This window comes from Paenibacillus sp. MCAF9 (assembly GCF_052114265.1).
Taxonomy (GTDB): Bacteria; Bacillota; Bacilli; order Paenibacillales; family Paenibacillaceae; genus Pristimantibacillus.
Map to the genome: position 1 here is coordinate 175769 of NZ_JBFREL010000005.1, position 19800 is coordinate 195568.

At 46.9% G+C, this 19800-nt stretch carries 6 protein-coding genes; all 6 read left to right on the forward strand.

Going from position 1 to position 19800, the window contains the following annotated elements; translation table 11 throughout:
• The first annotated feature begins 37 nt into the window (after nucleotides 1-37).
• Nucleotides 38-3886: an IPT/TIG domain-containing protein gene (locus AB4Z45_RS11150; protein ID WP_441909276.1), complete on the forward strand. Its 3849-nt coding sequence runs from the start codon at nucleotides 38-40 to the stop codon at nucleotides 3884-3886.
• A 925-nt stretch (nucleotides 3887-4811) separates the two neighbouring features.
• Nucleotides 4812-13010: an immunoglobulin-like domain-containing protein gene (locus AB4Z45_RS11155; protein WP_441909278.1), complete on the forward strand. Its 8199-nt coding sequence runs from the start codon at nucleotides 4812-4814 to the stop codon at nucleotides 13008-13010.
• A gap of 475 nt (nucleotides 13011-13485) precedes the next feature.
• Nucleotides 13486-15105 carry a response regulator transcription factor gene (locus AB4Z45_RS11160; protein ID WP_441909279.1) on the forward strand — a complete coding sequence of 540 codons (1620 nt, stop codon included), beginning with the start codon at nucleotides 13486-13488 and terminating at the stop codon, nucleotides 15103-15105.
• 11 nt (nucleotides 15106-15116) lie between these two features.
• Complete coding sequence (locus AB4Z45_RS11165) at nucleotides 15117-16907, forward strand: sensor histidine kinase (RefSeq protein WP_441909535.1); 1791 nt, start codon at nucleotides 15117-15119, stop codon at nucleotides 16905-16907.
• On the forward strand, nucleotides 16891-17877 hold the full coding sequence (locus AB4Z45_RS11170; protein ID WP_441909281.1) for a substrate-binding domain-containing protein: 987 nt from the start codon (nucleotides 16891-16893) through the stop codon (nucleotides 17875-17877). Before AB4Z45_RS11165 ends, AB4Z45_RS11170 begins: the two co-directional genes overlap by 17 nt.
• A gap of 390 nt (nucleotides 17878-18267) precedes the next feature.
• On the forward strand, nucleotides 18268-19776 hold the full coding sequence (locus tag AB4Z45_RS11175) for a sugar ABC transporter ATP-binding protein (RefSeq protein ID WP_441909283.1): 1509 nt from the start codon (nucleotides 18268-18270) through the stop codon (nucleotides 19774-19776).
• Nucleotides 19777-19800: the final 24 nt, after the last annotated feature.

The window sequence follows — 19800 nt, forward strand, 5'->3', positions numbered from 1 at the left end:
CGCGGTGAATCCTAACTTAGAGAGTGGGTAACAGGGTATGTACAGAACAAGAACAATAAAAAAATTATTTATTGGTGTAATCATTTTAAGTTTGCTGCCATTGTACTTATTTGACAAGGCATTTGCCGCCACTCCAACAGCCGCTATCGTAGTAGCTGACGATCTTCTGACTTCCGGAGAAACTTCACTGGTGACAATTACCTTTACAGAAGCGGTGACTGGATTTGACCTTGCTGATTTGACAATAGGTAGTGGGACCCTAAGTGGATTAACAACCTTTGACAATATCACCTATACCGCCACCCTCACGCCGCCTTTAAGTAATCTTAGCGGACCCTTTCAAATTTCGCTCAATCATTCAGGTGTAATTACCGCAGGCGGTGTGGGGAGCGGAACCACCGTATCTAACAATTACTATGTCGACACAGTTAGGCCTTTAGTTACAAATGTAGCTGTTCCTGCCGATGGCACTTATGATGCAGGTGAGAACTTGATTTTTATAGTGAACATGGACGATATCGTGGTCGTAACGGGCAGTCCAACAATCACATTAATTGTAGGAACAACGACTGTGTATGCTACCTATGCAAGCGGTTCGGGATCAAGCGCGTTGCAATTTAGATATACCGTCCAAACCGGACGATCTGATAGTAACGGGATTACCATTGGAGCCTTGTCACTGAATGGCGGATCAATTAAGGATGAAGCAGGCAACGCTGCAGTATTAAGGCTTAATAGCGTGGGGAGTACGGTGAACGTACTAGTAGATGCAATCGCCCCAACGATATTAAGCGTATCACCGACATCGGGTCCGACATCCGGAGGCACGACCGTCACGTTGACCGGTACGAAGTTCTCTAGGGCAACCGCGGTGATGTTTGGTGCAACACCGGCAACGTCCTTTACTGTAAATTCGGAAACGTCAATCACGGCAACTGCTCCTTCGGGTAGTTCGGGAACAGTAGACGTAACGGTAATGAGACGGAGTGCCACATCAACGACATCGGCGGCGGATCAGTATACGTATATAGCCGCACCAACTATCACAAGCGTGTCTCCAAAGTCGGGAACAACGTTCGGAGGCACGAGAGTCACGTTGACCGGTACGAATTTGTCCGGAGTAGCTGCGGTGAAGTTTGGTGCAACGGAGGCGACGTCCTATACGGTGATCTCGGCGACACAAATCACGGCCATCGCCCCGGCGGGTAGTGCAGGAACGGTAGACGTAACGGTAACGGCGCCGGGCGGTACATCGGCGACATCGGAAGCGGATCAATATACGTATATATCCGCGCCAACGATTACAAGCGTGTCGCCAACATCGGGTCCAACGTCCGGAGGCACGTCCGTCACGTTGACCGGAACGAATCTGACCGGTGCAACGGCGGTGAAGTTCGGTGCAACGGAGGCGACGTCCTATACGGTGATCTCGGCGACACAAATCACGGCCATCGCCCCGGCGGGTAGTGCAGGAACGGTAGACGTAACGGTAACGACGCCGGGCGGTACAACGGCGACATCGGCAGCGGATCAATATACGTATATATCCGCGCCAACGATTACAAGCGTGTCGCCGACATCGGGTCCAACGTCCGGAGGCACGTCCGTCACGTTGACCGGTACGAATTTGTCCGGAGTAGCTGCGGTGAAGTTTGGTACAACGGAGGCGACGTCCTATACRGTSAWCTCGGCGACACAAATCACGGCCATCGCCCCGGCGGGTAGTGCAGGAACGGTAGAYGTAACGGTAAYGRCGCCGGGCGGTACAACGGCGACATCGGCAGCGGACCAATATAAGTACCATGCTGAACCGACGATTACGAGCATGTCGCCRACATCGGGTCCAACGTCCGGAGGCACGTCMGTCACGTTGACCGGAACGAATCTGWCCGGTGCAACGGCGGTGAAGTTCGGTGCAACGGAGGCGACGTCCTATACGGTGATCTCGGCGACACAAATCACGGCCATCGCCCCGGCGGGTAGTGCAGGAACGGTAGATGTAACGGTAATGACGCCGGGCGGTACAACGGCGACATCAGCAGCGGACCAATATAAGTACCATGCCAAACCGACGATTACGAGCATGTCGCCGACATCGGGTCCAACGTCCGGAGGCACGTCCGTCACGTTGACCGGAACGAATCTGACCGGTGCAACGGCGGTGAGGTTTGGTACAACGGAGGCGACGTCCTATACAGTCAACTCGGCGACACAAATCACGGCCATCGCCCCGGCGGGTAATGCAGGAACGGTAGATGTAACGGTAACGACGCCGGGCGGTACATCGGCGACATCGGCAGCGGACCAATATACGAGGTTTGTTGTTACATACGCGATTAGCAAGTTGTCGGATGAGGAGCTAAATGTGCTGACTGTGGGCTATGCATCGGGGACGCAGGAAACGAAAACGGTCACAGTGACACGAACGGGAACTGGCGACTTGGCGAGCTTGGCGACAGCGCTCGGCGGTACGAACGCCGGTAGCTTTACGATTACGCAGCCGACGGTGACAACGCTCAGTGGTGAGATGCCTTCGACGACCTTTACGTTAAAAGCGAATGACGGACTCGCCGCAGGGACATATAGGGCTACGGTAACAGTGTCGGCCGGAGGCATGACGCCGGTAACATTTACTGTATCGCAGGTTGTTAATAGCAGCAGTAGTGGTGGAACTACTCCTGTTGCTTCAACCCATTTGTATATTGACCAAAACGGCATTATGATTGACTCGGCAAAAATCGACAGCAGTAAGCCGTCCGTCACTCTTGAAGTTACACCAAAAGACGGCGTTGCCTATGTCAGAATACCAGCAAGTATTTTGACGAGCATTGAGGGCAAGAATGCTACCTTCTTCATCGAGATTAAGACCCTTTACGGTAGCTATCAAGTGCCGGTTAATCTGGCATCGCTCATTCCGGGTCTGAAAGACTTGCTAGCTAAGAATAACGTGAATAACGATGACATTAGCTTTAAAATCACGCTAACCGACAAGTCCGGCGACAAGGACATCCAAGCAGTATTTGCAAACAGCCTGCCGAATGGGCAAGCGATGGGTGCGATTGTAGATTTTCATATCGAAATCATAAACACCAAGACGGGACAAGCGATCGGAACGGCAGATAAGTTCAGCAAGGCGCTTACAAGAGTGATTCCGATGCCCAAGAGCGTGACAGGCATGCCTGCGCAATGGGGTGCATTCCGCTATAACGTAACGACAAGGAAATTGGAGTTTGTGGCAGCTGAGAAGAAACAGATTGAGGGCGTATGGGTTGTGAAGATCAGCTCCTATTCAAATAGTATCTACGTTGTGGCACAAAACACGGCAAGCTTTGCCGATGTACAGCAGCATTGGAGCAAATCTGATGTTGATATTGCTGCCGCGAAAGGTCTAGTCGAAGGTGTAGGCGGCGGATTGTATGATCCCAACAAAGCGGTAACCAGAGCAGAGTTTACTGCTATGTTAGTCCGGGCGCTTGGACGCGGCACATCTGATACGGACATGGCGCCTTATGACGATGTCAAACCAGGTACGTGGTATTCCGGCGAGGTAGCCACAGCGAAGGAGCTCGGACTGCTCGCCTTTGTGAAGGGAAACAACTTTACTCCTAATCAGCCGCTTACACGAGAGGAAATGGCTAATATGCTGGCAGCAGTGGCGAGACTTGAACAGTTGCCGATATCCAAAGAGCCGGTGAGCCTTAATGGCTTCAAGGATATCGGAAACGCGGATACAGCCTATCTTGAGGACGTTCGCCTGATGGTCAAGCTTCATATCATGACAGGCACGGGCGCAAATACGTTCGATCCGAAGGGGGAGACGACACGCGCGCAAGCGGCGGTTGTATTCATCAGGATGCTACAGACGCTGGGTTCAATCGATAGATAAGATTCATGGAAAAACCCGCTTGAGCAGATATCAAACTGTTTAGGCGGGTTTTCTATGTCTATGGTAATTAAACCGATTCCTGCGGCAGTCTACTTAGGGTAAAACACACCTATAAGAAAGAAATATCGAGTTTTTATATCCAGGCCTTTAGCTCAGCAGGGTGAGGATCCCCCTAGGCACCTCCAAACTATTAACTCAAACCACTTCATCTGAAGTGGTTTTTTTGGTGAAGCCTATTTGCTTTAGAAGATTACAGGAGGAATTGAAATTTAGGATTGAAATCAAGATTGAATTCAATCTAGGGCTGAGCTAGTTCATTGGAACGAGGAGGCAGGGGTTGACGAACTGGTAGATTTGAAAATTACAAGTTGAATTGTGATTGGGGACGATACCTCGTCCTATTCCTCGTACTCGATATATATTAAATGTAAGTATAGCGAGACGGCGCTCTGTTTTCATTAAATTAATATTGCCCCCGTAAAGGATAAGACTGCCTCATTGGAACTTTATTGCAACACTCGTATGATAAGATAAGTCCCCAATATACAAATCGTGTTCCGGGAACTTATTACAGGGTTAAAAGAAGTAGTGAGATTACGTTATTTGCACGTACGCTTATCGCTCTTTGAATCTTGTTATTTTTTTGAGCTCGTGAAAACGCTAACATCGGGTCAATTGTGGACGGGTGCGCATTTACAAGACTGGACATATGGAATAGTAGAGGTGATGCGGCAGCTAGCATAAAAGCGGGAAAGTGTTGTCAGGCCACACATGAGGGGTTCATATTGGGTGTAAAGGATCACTTTTTTTGTGCACTACATAAAATCATAGAAAGTTTTGAATTTAGTATTTAAGTGAAGAAGTTTTAAAGAGTTATGGGATCTCTTCAAAACCTAAAAATAGGATATATGGAGGAAATTTGAGAATGAAAAAAAGACGATTATTAGCATCTTTACTTGTGACAGCGATGCTATTTACTTTGTTTTCTCCGCTTATGGCAGTCAGCGCGGCATGGGGAGATGACGTATCTCTTTTGACCGTAAATGCAGGGGCAGATGGTAATACGGCGACAAACGCCGATGCGCCGGACGGACAGAAAGCGTGGAGTTTAAACACCGGAACCTCAAAGGGCGGGGGGCCTTGGGATAACCTCTTTACGCCGAGCGTAGCGCCTCTAAAAGATGTATCCGCTTACAAGAACGGATACTTCGTTTTCGAGATGTATATTCCAAATGCGAGCTTTAAAAATATGCTAGGCAATAACTGGCTCGTCATCGTAAGCGACAGTAATCCCGCTGCGGATAAGTTCAACGCCGATTCTCGTCTCCAGCTTGATTTGAGCGGAGTCACAAATGCTGCAGTGGGCACATGGGCGACGGTCTATACGAAGTTATCTTCGTCAAGTGCCGTAGCCGGGAATTTCAATGACGCCTGGTTAGACAAAGTAACCAGACTAGCCATGCATCTGCAATGGGATACGAGTGTACCTAGCACTGACGTTTTCATAAAAAACCCGCGTTTCCAGAAAAGTACGCTAGGCGTTCCGGTTTCACCGTCAACGGCTCCCGCACTTGATGTAGCAACAAAAACAGTAACTGCGAACGCACCGGCTAGCGGGCAAGCTGTGGAATTCGCAATAAGCGAAGATGGGATCGCTCCCGCAGCCGGCTGGGTGGATGGAAGTAAAAACGATAATGTTTATTCTCATCAATTTGCCACATTGCCTTCAGCGCAGACTTATTATGTATTCGCGCGGGCGAAAGCAGACAACAGCTACAACTTCATCGGCGCATCTTCAAGAATTACGGTAACGTCTATTGACGAACAAACATTGGTAAATGAGGCGGCGGCGTCTCTGACATGGGATGCGATTAAAGGCAGTAATACTTCGAATAACGATGTGAAATCACAACTTAGCCTTCCGACAGCAATAGGAACAACTAACGTAGCATGGGCTTCGGACAATGCGGCAATAAGCAGTACCGGAGGCGTAAATCGTTTATTGAATAGGGAAGTAGACAAAACCGTAGTACTCACGGCGACAATAACCAAGGGTAATGCAAGTGCTACACAAACGTTTACCTTGACGGTGAAAGCCGTGCCGGCGGAGGTCAACGCCCGGGCTGCGACGTATTTTCCTAATATAGAAGAGGGAACGAGCAGCGCTAATGCGCCGGACGGAAATAACGCGGTTAAGTTGGGTGCTGGAAAAATAGGCGCCGGCGTTGAACGGCTTTGGGATGCCCGCTTTGTTAGCAGCAGCGGCAATCAGGATTTATCAGCTTATGCGAATCAATATTTTGTTTTTGATATGTATGTTACACATTCGGACCTTTTAAAGCTCAGCGGCAATAACTGGATCGCCATGGCAAGTGGCGGTAACAATCTAGACACCAATTCGCGTCTTAACCTTAATGTTAACGAAATCAAAAATGGAAAGGTTAATGAATGGATTACGGTTTATGCGCAATTATCAGCAGCCAATTCTCCGAATGGTTTCAATCCCGTTCATTTGGATACGGTACAGGCGGGGAGATTGCAAATGCAATGGTCTTCCGTGCCCCAAGGCGACATCTATATCAAGAACCCGCGTTTTCAGAATACCTTTGATTCGCCGAAACCTATTCCTACAGCTGTTGAGGCAACGGGCAACGTTACGTTATCTTCAGCAGCGCCAACAAACGGTCAGGCTGTGCAGTTTGCAATCAACACCACTGGTAACGCTCCTGCGATCGGCGATTGGACGACAGGTACTCTGGGTACAGGCGTTTATACTGCGACATTTACAAAACCAACAGGAAACATCTATTATACATTCGCACGCACGGCTCAAAATACGCAATATCCTTTCGCAGGAACGCATACAAGAGTTAAAGTGGAGCATCTTGACGACAATCAAGCAATATCGGACGCAGCAAATAAGCTGACATGGGACACGATTAGGAATTCGAATGTTATTCAATCCGAAGTAAGAACGGGGTTGACTCTTAAGACAACGGGTGCGAACGAAACGGCTATAGAATGGTCGGCTGAACCTGCAGGTATCATAAATACCGCTACTGGCAGTGTAACTCGCGACCCTGACGTAGGAAAATCCGTAACCCTTACGGCGAAAATAACCAAAGGCAATGCAGCACCTGTTCATAAAACTTTCAATTTGACAGTAGCCAGTACGACTAACGAACTTGCTGAAGTGTTCATTGACTTCAACGAGCCTGAATCATTTGATGCAGTCGATACCATTGGAAGCGGTTTCGGCGACGGTGGAGATCCGGCCGGACCGTACAAAGGACTACAAGGCAAAGGCATAGGCATCAGCCTTATGGGAGACGGCGGTACCGCAGTGGATGTAGTCACTCAAAGCGGCGTAAACGCTGTGAAGATCGGCAACTTTATGTACGTCATTGTAGACGACCTTAAGCTTAAGCAAGCAAACAAGGTCGAATTAGCGGTCACCTACTGGAGACCGAGCGCCGCGGGCGGTATTTCGTTGCAGTATAACACTATATATCCCGGCAGCTTCTCTGGATTTGAAGCGTATAGATCAGCGAGCCTTCCGGCGACAGGAAGCGGAAACGCTTGGGTGACTTCAAAGGGTGTGCTTAACGGAGCTAATTTTGCGATAGGAGCACAAAATCAAGGAGCGCACTTCCGGATCGGTGCAGCCGGAGCAATCATACAGAGCATACGCATAACCGAAATTCCTCCAACGGATGAAGAAGCGGTAAAACTTGTTTCGGACGCGCTGACTTGGGACGCGATCAAGGGTACGAATACCAGACAGGATCTGGTTGAAACCAATTTGAATCTTGCTAAGGCGGGTTCATCGAATACGAACATTGTGTGGGCATCAACCAATAACACGGTGATCAACAGCAACACCGGCGCAGTAGTTCGTCAAGGAGTGAACACATCCGTAACACTCACGGCGACAGTAAGCAAAGGAACGGCAACACCCGTTGTTAAAACATTTAATATCGTCGTTCGCGGAACAGGGACCGGAACCGACGAGGAAGCGGTAAACGATATGTTGAATAAACTGACATGGAATTTAATCAAAGGCGTGAATGCTTCGGAGACTAATGTGACAACGAACTTAGTTCTTCCGTCCATGGGTGAAAATATGACGGATATTACATGGACGACCTCCGCTGCTGCCCTTATAACCACTGCAGGCGTGATACCGACAAACCGTCCGGACGGCGGAGGCGAGGTGACGCTTACGGCGACGGTAAAAAGAGGTCCTGTAGCCGCTCCTGTAACCAAGACTAAAACTTTTGTGCTCACAGTTCCGGATCGATATGATTACGCAAAACACATGAGAACGGCAATCGTTCAGGAACACGACGCGAAAGATTGGGCGATATCGGACTTTAACGTACTCGCTTTCGGTGCGAAAACAGCAGAGATGGCAGAAGCGGAAGGCTTAGTTGATTTCGATAACAGAGAGGCTTTCCAGGCGGCGATTGATGCGGCTTATAATGACGGCGGCGGCGTAGTCTATATTCCGGCGGGAACCTTTGCGTTCTACACGGAAACTACCGGCACAATAAGCGTTCAAAGCACGACAGGCAGTACAACCTACGAATATAAACAGGTTTTAAATTTGCGGGCAGGCGTACAGCTCCGTGGCGAATGGGATAATCCGGATGCGGACGATTACGATGGTAAAATCGACGGAACTATTCTCGCAGTCTATGCCGGACATAATTCCGCCAATTATGACACGTATGTTGACTCTGACGAGAGAGAAAATCAGACTGGCGGCAAAAAAGTAGCTAACGTGTCCGATAGATTCATAGACATGGAACAAGGCACAGGTGTAACGAACCTTTCCGTATGGTATCCGAATCAAGATATTAATGCTACTACCACTGTTGAAAAGAGGAACGCAGATGGTCAGAAGACAGGGGAATTTGAGGATATAAAAGGAATTCCGTATCCGTGGACGTTCTATCAGAGAACCGGAAACAGCGTGACGCTTGATAACGTTACTCTTGTAAACGCTTGGGGAGGATTCATTTCCCTGCCGAGCGAAATGCATTATGTTGTGAACAGCAATATGACGGCTCTCTACAAGGGCATCGTGGTTCACACCTGTACAGACATCGGACGTATTGAGAACGTTGACATTGACCCGAAATACTGGGCGAATTCAGGTCTTGACGGCGCACCGTCTCTTGCGGATGCGAGAGCGTACACAAGAGCGAACGCTACTGGATTCATGATGCACCGATCAGATTGGGAATATGTCTCGGGATTGAATATTTCCGGGTATAAGACGGGGATGTGGATCGGAAGAGAACCTGGGGGCGACGAAGCACCGAACGCGCAATTCTATGGATTGAAAATCGAAGACAGCCAAACGGGTATATACATTGACAACGTTAACGGTTTCGGTCTGCTGCTCTCGAACTCGGAATTCGGAGGCGACACAGCAGTATATTTCAACGAACGTTTCGACACTTCTGTTCAATTCAACGGAGTTGCATTTAAAGGTCCGATTGTAAGCAACGCCAGAGGCGGAGTTATATCCTTTGAGGATAGCACGTTTGATGAATATGACAATTATGCGCTGAACTTCCTGGGCCGAGGAAGCGCATTAGTCAGTCAGAGCAATTTCAAACAGGCAGACAAACATGCACATTTTGGAGCAAACTTCGGAACATTCAAATCGGTAAATTCAGGTTATAACCTTAACATCGAGAGCGCTGACCTTGCCGCTCACATCGATAACCTTAAACTTGACGTTAAGGCTGACGGTAAAAACACGACTGTACAAATCGTTAATGATGTTGATTATCTATTTGAACCTATTCCGAAGGACGTAAAAACAGATATTGACGAACATCCTAGACCGACATCAAGCGCAGTGCTTAGACTTGACTTCCCGCGCTCGTTAACCGGCAACGCACCGACCGTAGATATATCTGCAAAGCTGCAGGAAGCTCTTGACTATATTAAAGCTAATCACGGCGGCGGTACGATCTATTTACCTGGTGGAAGATATAGACTGAATAGTCCTGTCATCGTTCCCGAGGGTGTTGAACTTAGAGGAACATGGGACGTACAGCACCATACACAAGGCGGCGGCACGGCGATCTTTACAGCGTACACCGGCGGGGCTGAGGGAGAAAACGGAAATTCTCTTATTCAGCTTAAGGCAAACGCAGGGCTCAGAGGACTTAACATTGCGCAAACGAATATAACGAGCGTCAATCTCGACAACCCTAACCTAACGCTAAAAACTCCGTTTTTGGTACAGGGACAAGGCGCAGGCGTATATGCAATCAATTTAACGATCCCAATTGGGGATAAAGGAATAGATCTGGCTTCCTATAAAACAGATGGTCACTATGTAGACTATTTAGGCGGCACGCTCCTCAGAGCAGGCATCTGGGTCGGAGGAGGCGCGGAAGGCGGATTTATTAGAAATATGCAATTCAATCCGCACTACGCTTTGAGACTTCCGGGAGGCCAAGGATATTCGGCACCTACCGGTGATTTGTACGGATTCGTACAAAGATACATGAGTGCGCTTAAATTCGCCGATGTGGAAGACCAAACGATTTTCAACAATTTCGTTTTCGGTTCGGTATACGGCATACACTTCCTGAAAAGAGACCTGGGGAACGGCGAATTCGCATACCCAGGAAAAATGACGATGATTGGTCACGGTTCGGATGGAACCACCTATGCTCTCTATGTGGAAGACGCTGACGAACACACCAAAATAATCGCGATCAACTCGGAATTGGTTAATACGAACATCACGACGGAGCCGAATAGAGCGTATGTCAGAATGGGAGATGCAGCTAATACCGCGAAAATCCACCAAGACGCTGAACTAGTCCTGTACAACAGCGCGTTCTGGGGAAGCCCGACCGTAGCGGGAGCAATCGTAAATAACGGTATCGTTCGCTTACAGCAAGCAAACTTCACTCAGCTGCCCGGCAACAACCCGGGTATTGATGTCCACGGCGGTAAGGCGCATGTATACACTTCTTACTTCCAGCCGTCCAAGAACGGCCAGAATAATAATGTGTATGCCATGCTGCGCGAGAGCGGCACATCGGTTGAGCTTAGCAACAATTATTACGCATCCGGCTTGAGAAACAGCAATCCAGCGGACAATCCGTATGGCATTTACGGCTCGGATTTATTGGCGGAACCGTTTGTATTCAACCTAACCAAAAACGGAGATAAACAACAATTCATCGTTAAGTATAATGTCGGAGGAAGAGCCTCTGCACCCGGAACATTAACAATTGTATCCCCGGCTGCTTATGCTAAAGATTTCACTCCCATTACATTTAACGCGCTTGCGGCTGGCGAATCCGTAACCGTAGATTTACCGTATTATGCTGCAGGTCTGATCACATTCAAGCTTCAACTCGATGACGGAAAAGCATATACCTATACGGCAAAATTTGACGCAGCATACGCCGAAAAGGTAAGTCCTGCAGGTGCAGAAAATCCGGCAAAGAGTGCTGCAACTCCGGCATTTGTAATGGACACCAAAGATTATGTCACTTCGGGAACGTGGGATGGTCCGCAAGACCTCAGCGTAGGATCGCGTTTCGCATGGGACGACAGCAATTTATACGCGTACATTGTCGTTACTGACGACGTGCACTTCAATAGCCAGACCGGAGGCAATATATGGAGAGAGGATAATTTGCAGTTAGGCATTGATTTACGCAATCCCGCAACCAACAGTACTACGCGGAATGAATTGGGGTTCGCGCTCACCAATGACAACAAAGAAGTAATATGGGCTTGGACTCGTCCGACAGGCGTCAATGCACCGACTGCTCCGATTACTGATATCGCAGCAAAGATTACGAGAGATGAAGATACGAAAACGACGATTTACGATTTAAAGATTCCGTTTAATACCGTTCATAATAATCCTGCATCGGAGCTCACGAACGGAAGAATCGGAATATCAATCATGCTCAATGAATCTGACAGCTCGCGTGAATCAGACAGCACCAGATCCACCTTTGAGGTTGAAAGTGGACAATTAAAAAATTCAAGTTCATTTACCGACCTATATCTGTTAGGCGCAGGCAAATACAATGAAATGCTTGAAGCATCGGCAAGCGCTGCCGTTTCAAAGGCTCTCGCGTCTGGATCAGCTGCCGATAACGCTATAGCTCGCAACTTTGTCACTATTATGGCAGACGGCGAAGTTAAGACCGATCTTCTTAACAAAATCAAACCTATCGTTCAAGATAGCGAAATCAGCAAAGCTGCTGCTGAATTTGATCTAAACCCTAGCAAGCAGCAAGAAATTGCAATAAAGCTGGAGCTTAAAGGGAATACACTGACAGCCATTAAGAACGGCAGTACACAGCTGCAGGCTGGAACTGATTATGTTGTGAATAGTGATCAGATCACGTTTACGACGGCTTACTTGGCGAAATTACAAAAAGGTATTGCGAAGCTAACGTTTGAGTTTAGCGCAGGACAGCCGCAGGTGTTGACGATTACAGTAGGTGATACAACACCTGACAACAACAACGGCGGTAACAATGGCGGCAACAACGGTGGCAACACCGGCGGAAATCAAGAGAACCAGGTTGAATTGAAGGATATTGCCGGACACTGGGCGGAAGCTGCGATTCGTAAAGCAGTGACTAAAGGCTATGTGGTTGGCTACAAGGATCAAACCTTCAAGCCAAATGCGGCAGTAACCCGTGCGGAATTTGCAGTGATGTTATTCCGTGCATTGACTGTACAAAGTGATGGAAAGCAGCATGCCTTTAATGATGAAGCTGACATTGCTCCATGGGCAAAAGAAGCGCTTGAGCAGGCTGTATCAGCGGGGATTTTAAGCGGCTATGCAGATGGAACGCTGCGACCAAATAGCGGTTTGACGCGCGCTGAGCTTGCGGTTATGATTGCTCGCTCGTTGAAGCTGGAAGACCAAAAGGACAAAGCAGCAAACTTTACTGACCATGCTAAACTGCCAGAGTGGGCAAAGGGCGCGATTGGCGCAGTAGCTGCAAAAGGGATTATGCAGGGCAAGGAAGGCGGCAAGTTTGACTTCAATGCCGTGGCTACAAGAGCGGAAGTCATTACAATTCTGCTCCGTATTTTGGAGCTGGATGAGAATTAAGAAGACCAGTCAGCAGAATTGTTGCCAGCGGATCGTAGAGTCTTAATCAGTGAGGATGTCAGCGGCGATTAGCCAAGGCTGGCATCCTTTTTATTTGCAGATTAGGATGAATGAAGAAACCATTTAATTATGATTAAATGGAACAAAAGAAATGAAGTTTAAGCACAGCGACCAAAATGTATGAATAGCGCGTAACCTTGGATTTGTCATACGTTTAAAAAAAGAGAAAATTCGACTAACTCCGAATATATTTACATTTACATAACCAAATTCCTCTTATACGATGAAAGGAATTCGTATAAAATCAATCACTCTATTTAAATTCAATCTACAGCTAAGAGAATGCTTCATAGACCACATGCCCGGTTTCAAGTATTTTGACCCAAACAATATGATTGCGCTTTCAATTCCTGTTAACATCATGGATCGTTGTTGTAAACATGCAAAGTACCTTAGATAACAAGGCGGGGATCTTATGTACAAGTTGTTGATTGTCGACGATGAGGCGCTGGTTCGAGAAGCGATAGAAGATCAAATGGATTGGGAGAGGCTAGGTTTCGAATGCATAGGCAGCTGCGAGGACGGCAAGGAAGCGCTAGATTTCATTAACCGTCATACGCCGGATGTCGTGTTGACCGATATTGGAATGCCGTTCATGAACGGCATTGAGCTGACGCGCGAGCTTTCTGCTAATTTCCCGAAAGTGAAGGTCATTATTTTTACAGGCTACGATGATTTCGATTTTGCCCAGCAGGCTTTGAAATTGCAAGCTGTTGACTATATTTTAAAACCGGTTACGGCAGCGGAACTTGAGCAGGTCATTTGTAAGCTTCGTTCTGAGCTTGACAGCGAAAGAAATCAAATGCAAGATTTCGAGCAGTTGAAGCGTCAATTGAGGGAGAGCCAGCCTTTGTTGAAAGAGCGTTTTTTGGAACGATTTGCGACTTCGCCAATGACAGAAAAACAAAAGAATGAGAACTTTAGCTATTTTGATATTGAGTGGGACGGCTCCTTCGTGATTGAGCTGGCCATAGAAGTAGACGAGTTCGTATGGAGCCAGCCTAAGACGTTGTCCGACGAGGAACTTATTCGTTTTGCTGTTTATAACATTGCCCAGGAAATTATAGCTGACCGTTCCGGGACACTTATTTTTAGAGATCGGGAAAATCGTGTGCATGTCATCATTTCTGGTCATCAGAGGGATGAACTGCATGATCTATCGACGCAGGTGGCTGAAGAAATTCACAGTACGATAACCGATTACCTGCCTGTTAAACTTTCTATAGGCATCGGACATGTATGCAGCTTAACGGACAAAGTGCAGCGTTTAAATCAATCTGCTTTGTCAGCGCTTGATTATCGTTTTGTCATCGGTACCAATCAAATTATATGCATATGGGATATGGAGCAGCGAAAGCGGCCGGAGTTGTTGTCGCTCATTGATTGGGAAAGTGAACTGGTCACGAAACTGAAAACCGGATCAACGGAAGAGATGGATGAATGGATTGGGCAAATCTTCATCATGTTCCGCGAACATGCTTTTCCATTCGATATTTGCCACATGTATCTGCAACGGATTGTATTGACGATTATGCACACGCTCTATGTCATGGGCATTGACAGTGCACAAGTGTTCGGAGCAAACCAAGCTCCAATGAATGAAATGACTAAGTTTGCGTCGATGGGTGAAGTTGAAGTGTGGCTGAAGGAACAATGCGCGAAAGTAGTCGGATCAATCAAAAGCATGCGGGAGCATCAATGTGTGTTCCAAGTCGCAAAGGCGATAGAGTACATCAAGCTGCATTATATGGACCCGAAGCTATCATTAAAGTCGGTGTGTTATCACGTATCGATGAGCTCAAGTTACTTCAGCACCATATTCAAGCAAACCAACGGTAAAACGTTCGTAGAGTTCGTAACACATCTGCGTATGGAGAAAGCGAAGGAATTATTAATTGTGTCAGCTTTAAAGAGCTATGAGATCGCATATGCCGTTGGATACAGCGATCCTCATTATTTTAGCGGCGCATTTAAGAAGTATACGGGAGAAACCCCAACGGATTATCGTCATAAAAAAATAAAAGGGTTAGTGTGATACGAGTGAGAATGTTTTCGCGATTGCCGAGTATTCAGACGAATATGGTGCTTGCCTCGGTCGCGCTCATCATTATGACAAGCATTATGATGAGCGTTACTTCCTTTTACTTAACTAAGGATTCCGTTAATTCCACAGCGCAGACGTATACTACGGAGCTGGTGAAACAGGTAAACAACAATATTAAATCCTACATTAACGGCATGAAGTATATGTCTGATCTTGTAGCTGGCAATTATGCGGTTCAAGCTTATTTATCCTCAGCTTCCTTTAATAGTTTAAAGGAAGAGAAGGATTACAAGGAAGCGATCTCCGAAATGTTAGGAGGGATGCTGGTATCCCGAACGGATATTAGCTCAGCGAACATTTTCGGTTATGGCGGACAGTTCGTGTCAGGCCGCAAAGAGCTCGAGCTAAATCCAAACGTCGATATTACAAGTATGAATTGGTATAGGAACGCTAAAAGCATGGGTGGGCAAAGCGTTATTTCCTCTTCGCACGTGCAGCCTATTTTTAAAGACATGTATCCTTGGGTCGTATCCTTGAGCCGGGAACTGGTCAGTAAGGACGGAAACAAGAAGCTGGGCGTTTTTTTGGTCGATTTGAATTTCAGCGTTATGAATGACATGTTCAAGGATATTCGACTAGGCCAAAGAGGATATTTATTCATCATCGATTCGAATGGAAAAATCGTCTATCATCCCCAGCAGCAATTGATTTATAGTAATTTGAAAACAGAGATGATCGATAAAGTGCTGGAAGTCAGAAACGGAACGTTCATAAGCAATCAAGGCAGCGAAAGCCGAATGTACACGGTTCAGGATTCTGAGTTTGGCTGGAAAATTGTCGGTGTCTCCTACGTAAGCGAATTAGCTGAAAATCAGAGTAATGTGCTGCTGTCTATTATTGTTTTGGGAATCATCTGTATTATTATCGGAATTATTATTTCATTATTTTTATCTCAACGCGTGAGCCAACCGATCAAACGCTTGCAGGGCTATATGAAGGAAGTGGAAAAGGGGAATTTCGATATCCATGTCCCCGGTCACAAAACGGTAGAAATCCAGAGGCTTGCAAGAGCGTTTAATATGATGGTCGGTAAAATTAAAGAGCTGATGCAGCAAACGGTACTCGATCAGGAACAAAAACGCAAGAGTGAGATCAGCGCCCTTCAAGCCCAAATCAACCCTCATTTTCTTTATAACACGCTTGATTCCATAGTATGGATGGCCGAGAGCAATAAGTCTAGGGAAGTTGTGTTAATGACTTCAGCGCTTGCCAAGCTTTTCCGCTCATCGATCAGCAAGGGTGAGGAACTGGTTTCGATTAAAACTGAAATTGAGCATATTACAAACTATTTAATGATTCAGAAAATGCGGTATAAAAATAAGCTGGATTATCATATCGAAATATCCGAATCGATTCAGGAATATCGGGTCATCAAAATCATTATGCAGCCGCTTATTGAAAATGCGATCTATCATGGCATTAAGATGAAGCAGGGACCTGGTTTCATCCGGGTTGCTTGCGAAGAAACGGACACGGACATTATTCTGATTGTTGAAGATAACGGGAATGGGATGGAGGAGGAGAAATTAAAGTCGCTTCATCTTCCAGCTTCCGTTACGGAGGGCGGAAGAGGAGTCGGCGTGCAAAATGTTCAGGAACGGCTTAAGCTTTATTACGGGGCGCAATACGGATTAACCTACCAGAGCGTGCTAGGAGAGGGAACAACCGTCTATATCCGTATTCCCAAATTACGCCAAGTTTTGGAGGACGAGAGACATGGCAGGAAGTCATAAGTGGGTAACAACCGCCGTTGCACTCCTTCTCATCGCTGTGGCCGTTTTTGTATATGGGCATAACGGATTATCTGCGAAAAAGAAGATAGAGGTTACGGTAATCCTTAAAACAATCGATACATCAGTAGAATTTTGGCAGGTATTAATTGACGGCGTGCATGAAGCTGCCCAAGAGTTTAATGTAAACGTTCAGGTATGGGGGACAAAGTCGGAAACGGACGTTGATGAACAAATTGCCCTTGTGGAGAAAGCGATATTAAATAAGCCAGATGCAATCGTATTGGCTGCGACCGATTACGAGAGACTCGTACCCGTCGCAGATAAAATAAAAAGGAGCGGAATTAAGCTTATTATCGTCGATTCGGGAATCAAGTCTGATGCAGCCGATAGCATCGTAACGACGGACAACGTCAGCGCTGGCAGAGAAGCGGGCGAAGCGATGAAAAGCTTGATCAAAAATAAGGCTAAAATAGCTATTATAAGCTATGTCAAAAGCGCTGCTTCTCATATCGACAGGGAAAAGGGCGTTCATGAAGTTTTAGAAAATTATCCCGGAATCGAAATGCTAGGTACGTACAATGGCGAGGGCTCCGAGCAAAATTCCTATTTATTGGCTATGGAAATGCTGCAGCAGCATAATGATGTGTTCGGCATTATCGGTCTCAACGAGCCGACTACGGTTGGAGCGGGAAGAGCCATTCAGGAACTGGGATTAAAGGGGAAAGTGCAGCTGATTGGATTCGATAGTTCTTTCAACGAGATTAAGCTTTTGGATGAAGGCGTCATGAATGCTACGGTGCTTCAAAGGCCTTTTCAAATGGGTTATCTCAGCATTAAAACGGCCATGGAGGTTGTTAAGGGCAAGAAGGCTGCGAAGCTTATCGATACGGGCTCACTGCTTATAACGAAACAAAATATGTATGAAGAGGAGAATCAGAAGCTGTTGTTTCCGTTTGTTGGAAATGAATAGATGAACGAAGCTCAGAATAATGGAAGATTGGCAGAGTAGGCGTAAGCCTGCTCTGCTTTTTTGTTGTTAACGACTAAATAGGTTGAACTAGTAGTTTAAGCGAAGCGAGAAGATCGTTCTGGAGATACGAAGTGTTCGCCTTTGCGGCCGGATTCTACCCTTTAAATGTCTTATCAAATCCAAGAATCTGGCTGCAACAGCGATCGTAAGAATGATCTGCTCGCGTAGCGTCCAAAATGAAAAGTTTAATTGAAATTATTTAGTTGGTCTCTAACGGATTGAATCCCCAAAATTATTCGACTCTTACAAGAAGAAATCACATGTAAGTGGCGGAATGAACCGTGTAAAGTTATCGGTAACAACATGAATAAGGAGAGGGGAGATGAAGCGATGAGTGAGAGTCTAGTGCAAATGGAAGGAATCGTGAAAAGTTTTGCCGGGGTTCATGCCTTAAAGGATTGTAAGTTCGACCTGCGGCCTGGCGAAGTACACGCACTTGTGGGGGAGAACGGCGCCGGGAAATCGACCATGATGAAGGTGTTGACTGGCGTGTATCAGATGGACGAGGGACGCATTCTCTATCAGGGAGAGGAAGTACGGATTCCGGATACACGAGCCGCTCAAAAAAAGGGAATCAGCATGATTCATCAGGAGATGAATCTCGCAGCCGATCTTACCGTCGCGCAAAACATTTTTATCGGCAAAGAGCCGCGGAAAGCGATAAAACTGTTTCTGGACGAGAAAGAGATGAATCGACAAACCACCATTTTGCTCAGACAAATGAATCTGGATATCGACCCTACCACGCTTGTATCGAAGCTGACGGTCGCCAAGCAGCAAATGGTTGAAATCATTAAAGCCATTTCCTACGACTCTCAAGTGTTAATTATGGACGAACCGACAGCCGCGCTTAGTGATGCGGAAATTGAGGAATTGTTTAAGATTATCGTCCAGCTGCGAGCTAAAGGGGTAGGCATTGTATACATCTCCCACCGTATGGCGGAGCTGAAACGAATTACCGATCGCATCACGGTTATGCGAGACGGAAGCTACATTGATACGGTTGCGACCGCCGATACAAGCATCGATAAAATTATTTCGATGATGGTAGGCCGAGAGCTCTATCAATTGGATAAGACGAACCGGTTAAAGGACGAATCGAGCGAAAGCATGCTTGAGGTACGTAATCTAAACCGTAGAAATGTTCTTTACAACGTAAGCTTCACGCTGCGCAAGGGCGAAATACTTGGCGTAGCCGGATTAGTCGGCGCAGGAAGAACGGAGGTTGCCCGGGCAATCTTCGGTGCTGATCCGCTCGATTCCGGTGAGATCCACGTGCATGGCCGCAAGGTACGGATTAACGGGCCCCATCAGGCCGTGAAGCATGGCATTGGGTATTTGAGCGAGGATAGGAAGCACTTTGGGTGCCTGCTGGAAATGGATGTTTCAACGAATGCCACGTTGGCAACGGCTGGTCGTTTCACAAGGGCTGGTTTTTGGATGAACGAAAAACGCATGAATGAGATTTCGACTCAAATCGTGGAGGAGCTTAAGGTAAAAACGCCAAGCATAAAACAGAAGCTGAAATTTCTATCCGGCGGGAACCAGCAGAAGGTCATCATTGGAAAGTGGTTAACGAGGGACTGCGACATCCTAATCTTCGATGAGCCGACTCGGGGGATCGATATCGGAGCCAAAAGCGAGATTTATAAGCTTCTTGAGAACTTGGCGGCTGCAGGCAAATCGATCATTATGATTAGCTCGGAACTGCCGGAAATTTTAAGGCTAAGTCATCGTATCATCGTGATGTGCGAAGGAAGAATTACCGGGGAGCTTATGAATGATCATCTCGCGACCCAGGAGCAGATTATGACTTATGCAACAGATCGAATCGGATAAGGTCGGGAGGGAAAGGAAGAGAAG

Bases quoted from the DNA above. Each gene is read 5' to 3' on its own strand.
- AB4Z45_RS11160 (WP_441909279.1), top strand. From the start codon at position 13,486: ATGTACAAGTTGTTGATTGTCGACGATGAGGCGCTGGTTCGAGAAGCG.
- AB4Z45_RS11165 (WP_441909535.1), top strand. From the start codon at position 15,117: ATGTTTTCGCGATTGCCGAGTATTCAGACGAATATGGTGCTTGCCTCG.
- AB4Z45_RS11175 (WP_441909283.1), top strand. From the start codon at position 18,268: ATGAGTGAGAGTCTAGTGCAAATGGAAGGAATCGTGAAAAGTTTTGCC.
- AB4Z45_RS11170 (WP_441909281.1), top strand. From the start codon at position 16,891: ATGGCAGGAAGTCATAAGTGGGTAACAACCGCCGTTGCACTCCTTCTC.
- AB4Z45_RS11155 (WP_441909278.1), top strand. From the start codon at position 4,812: ATGAAAAAAAGACGATTATTAGCATCTTTACTTGTGACAGCGATGCTA.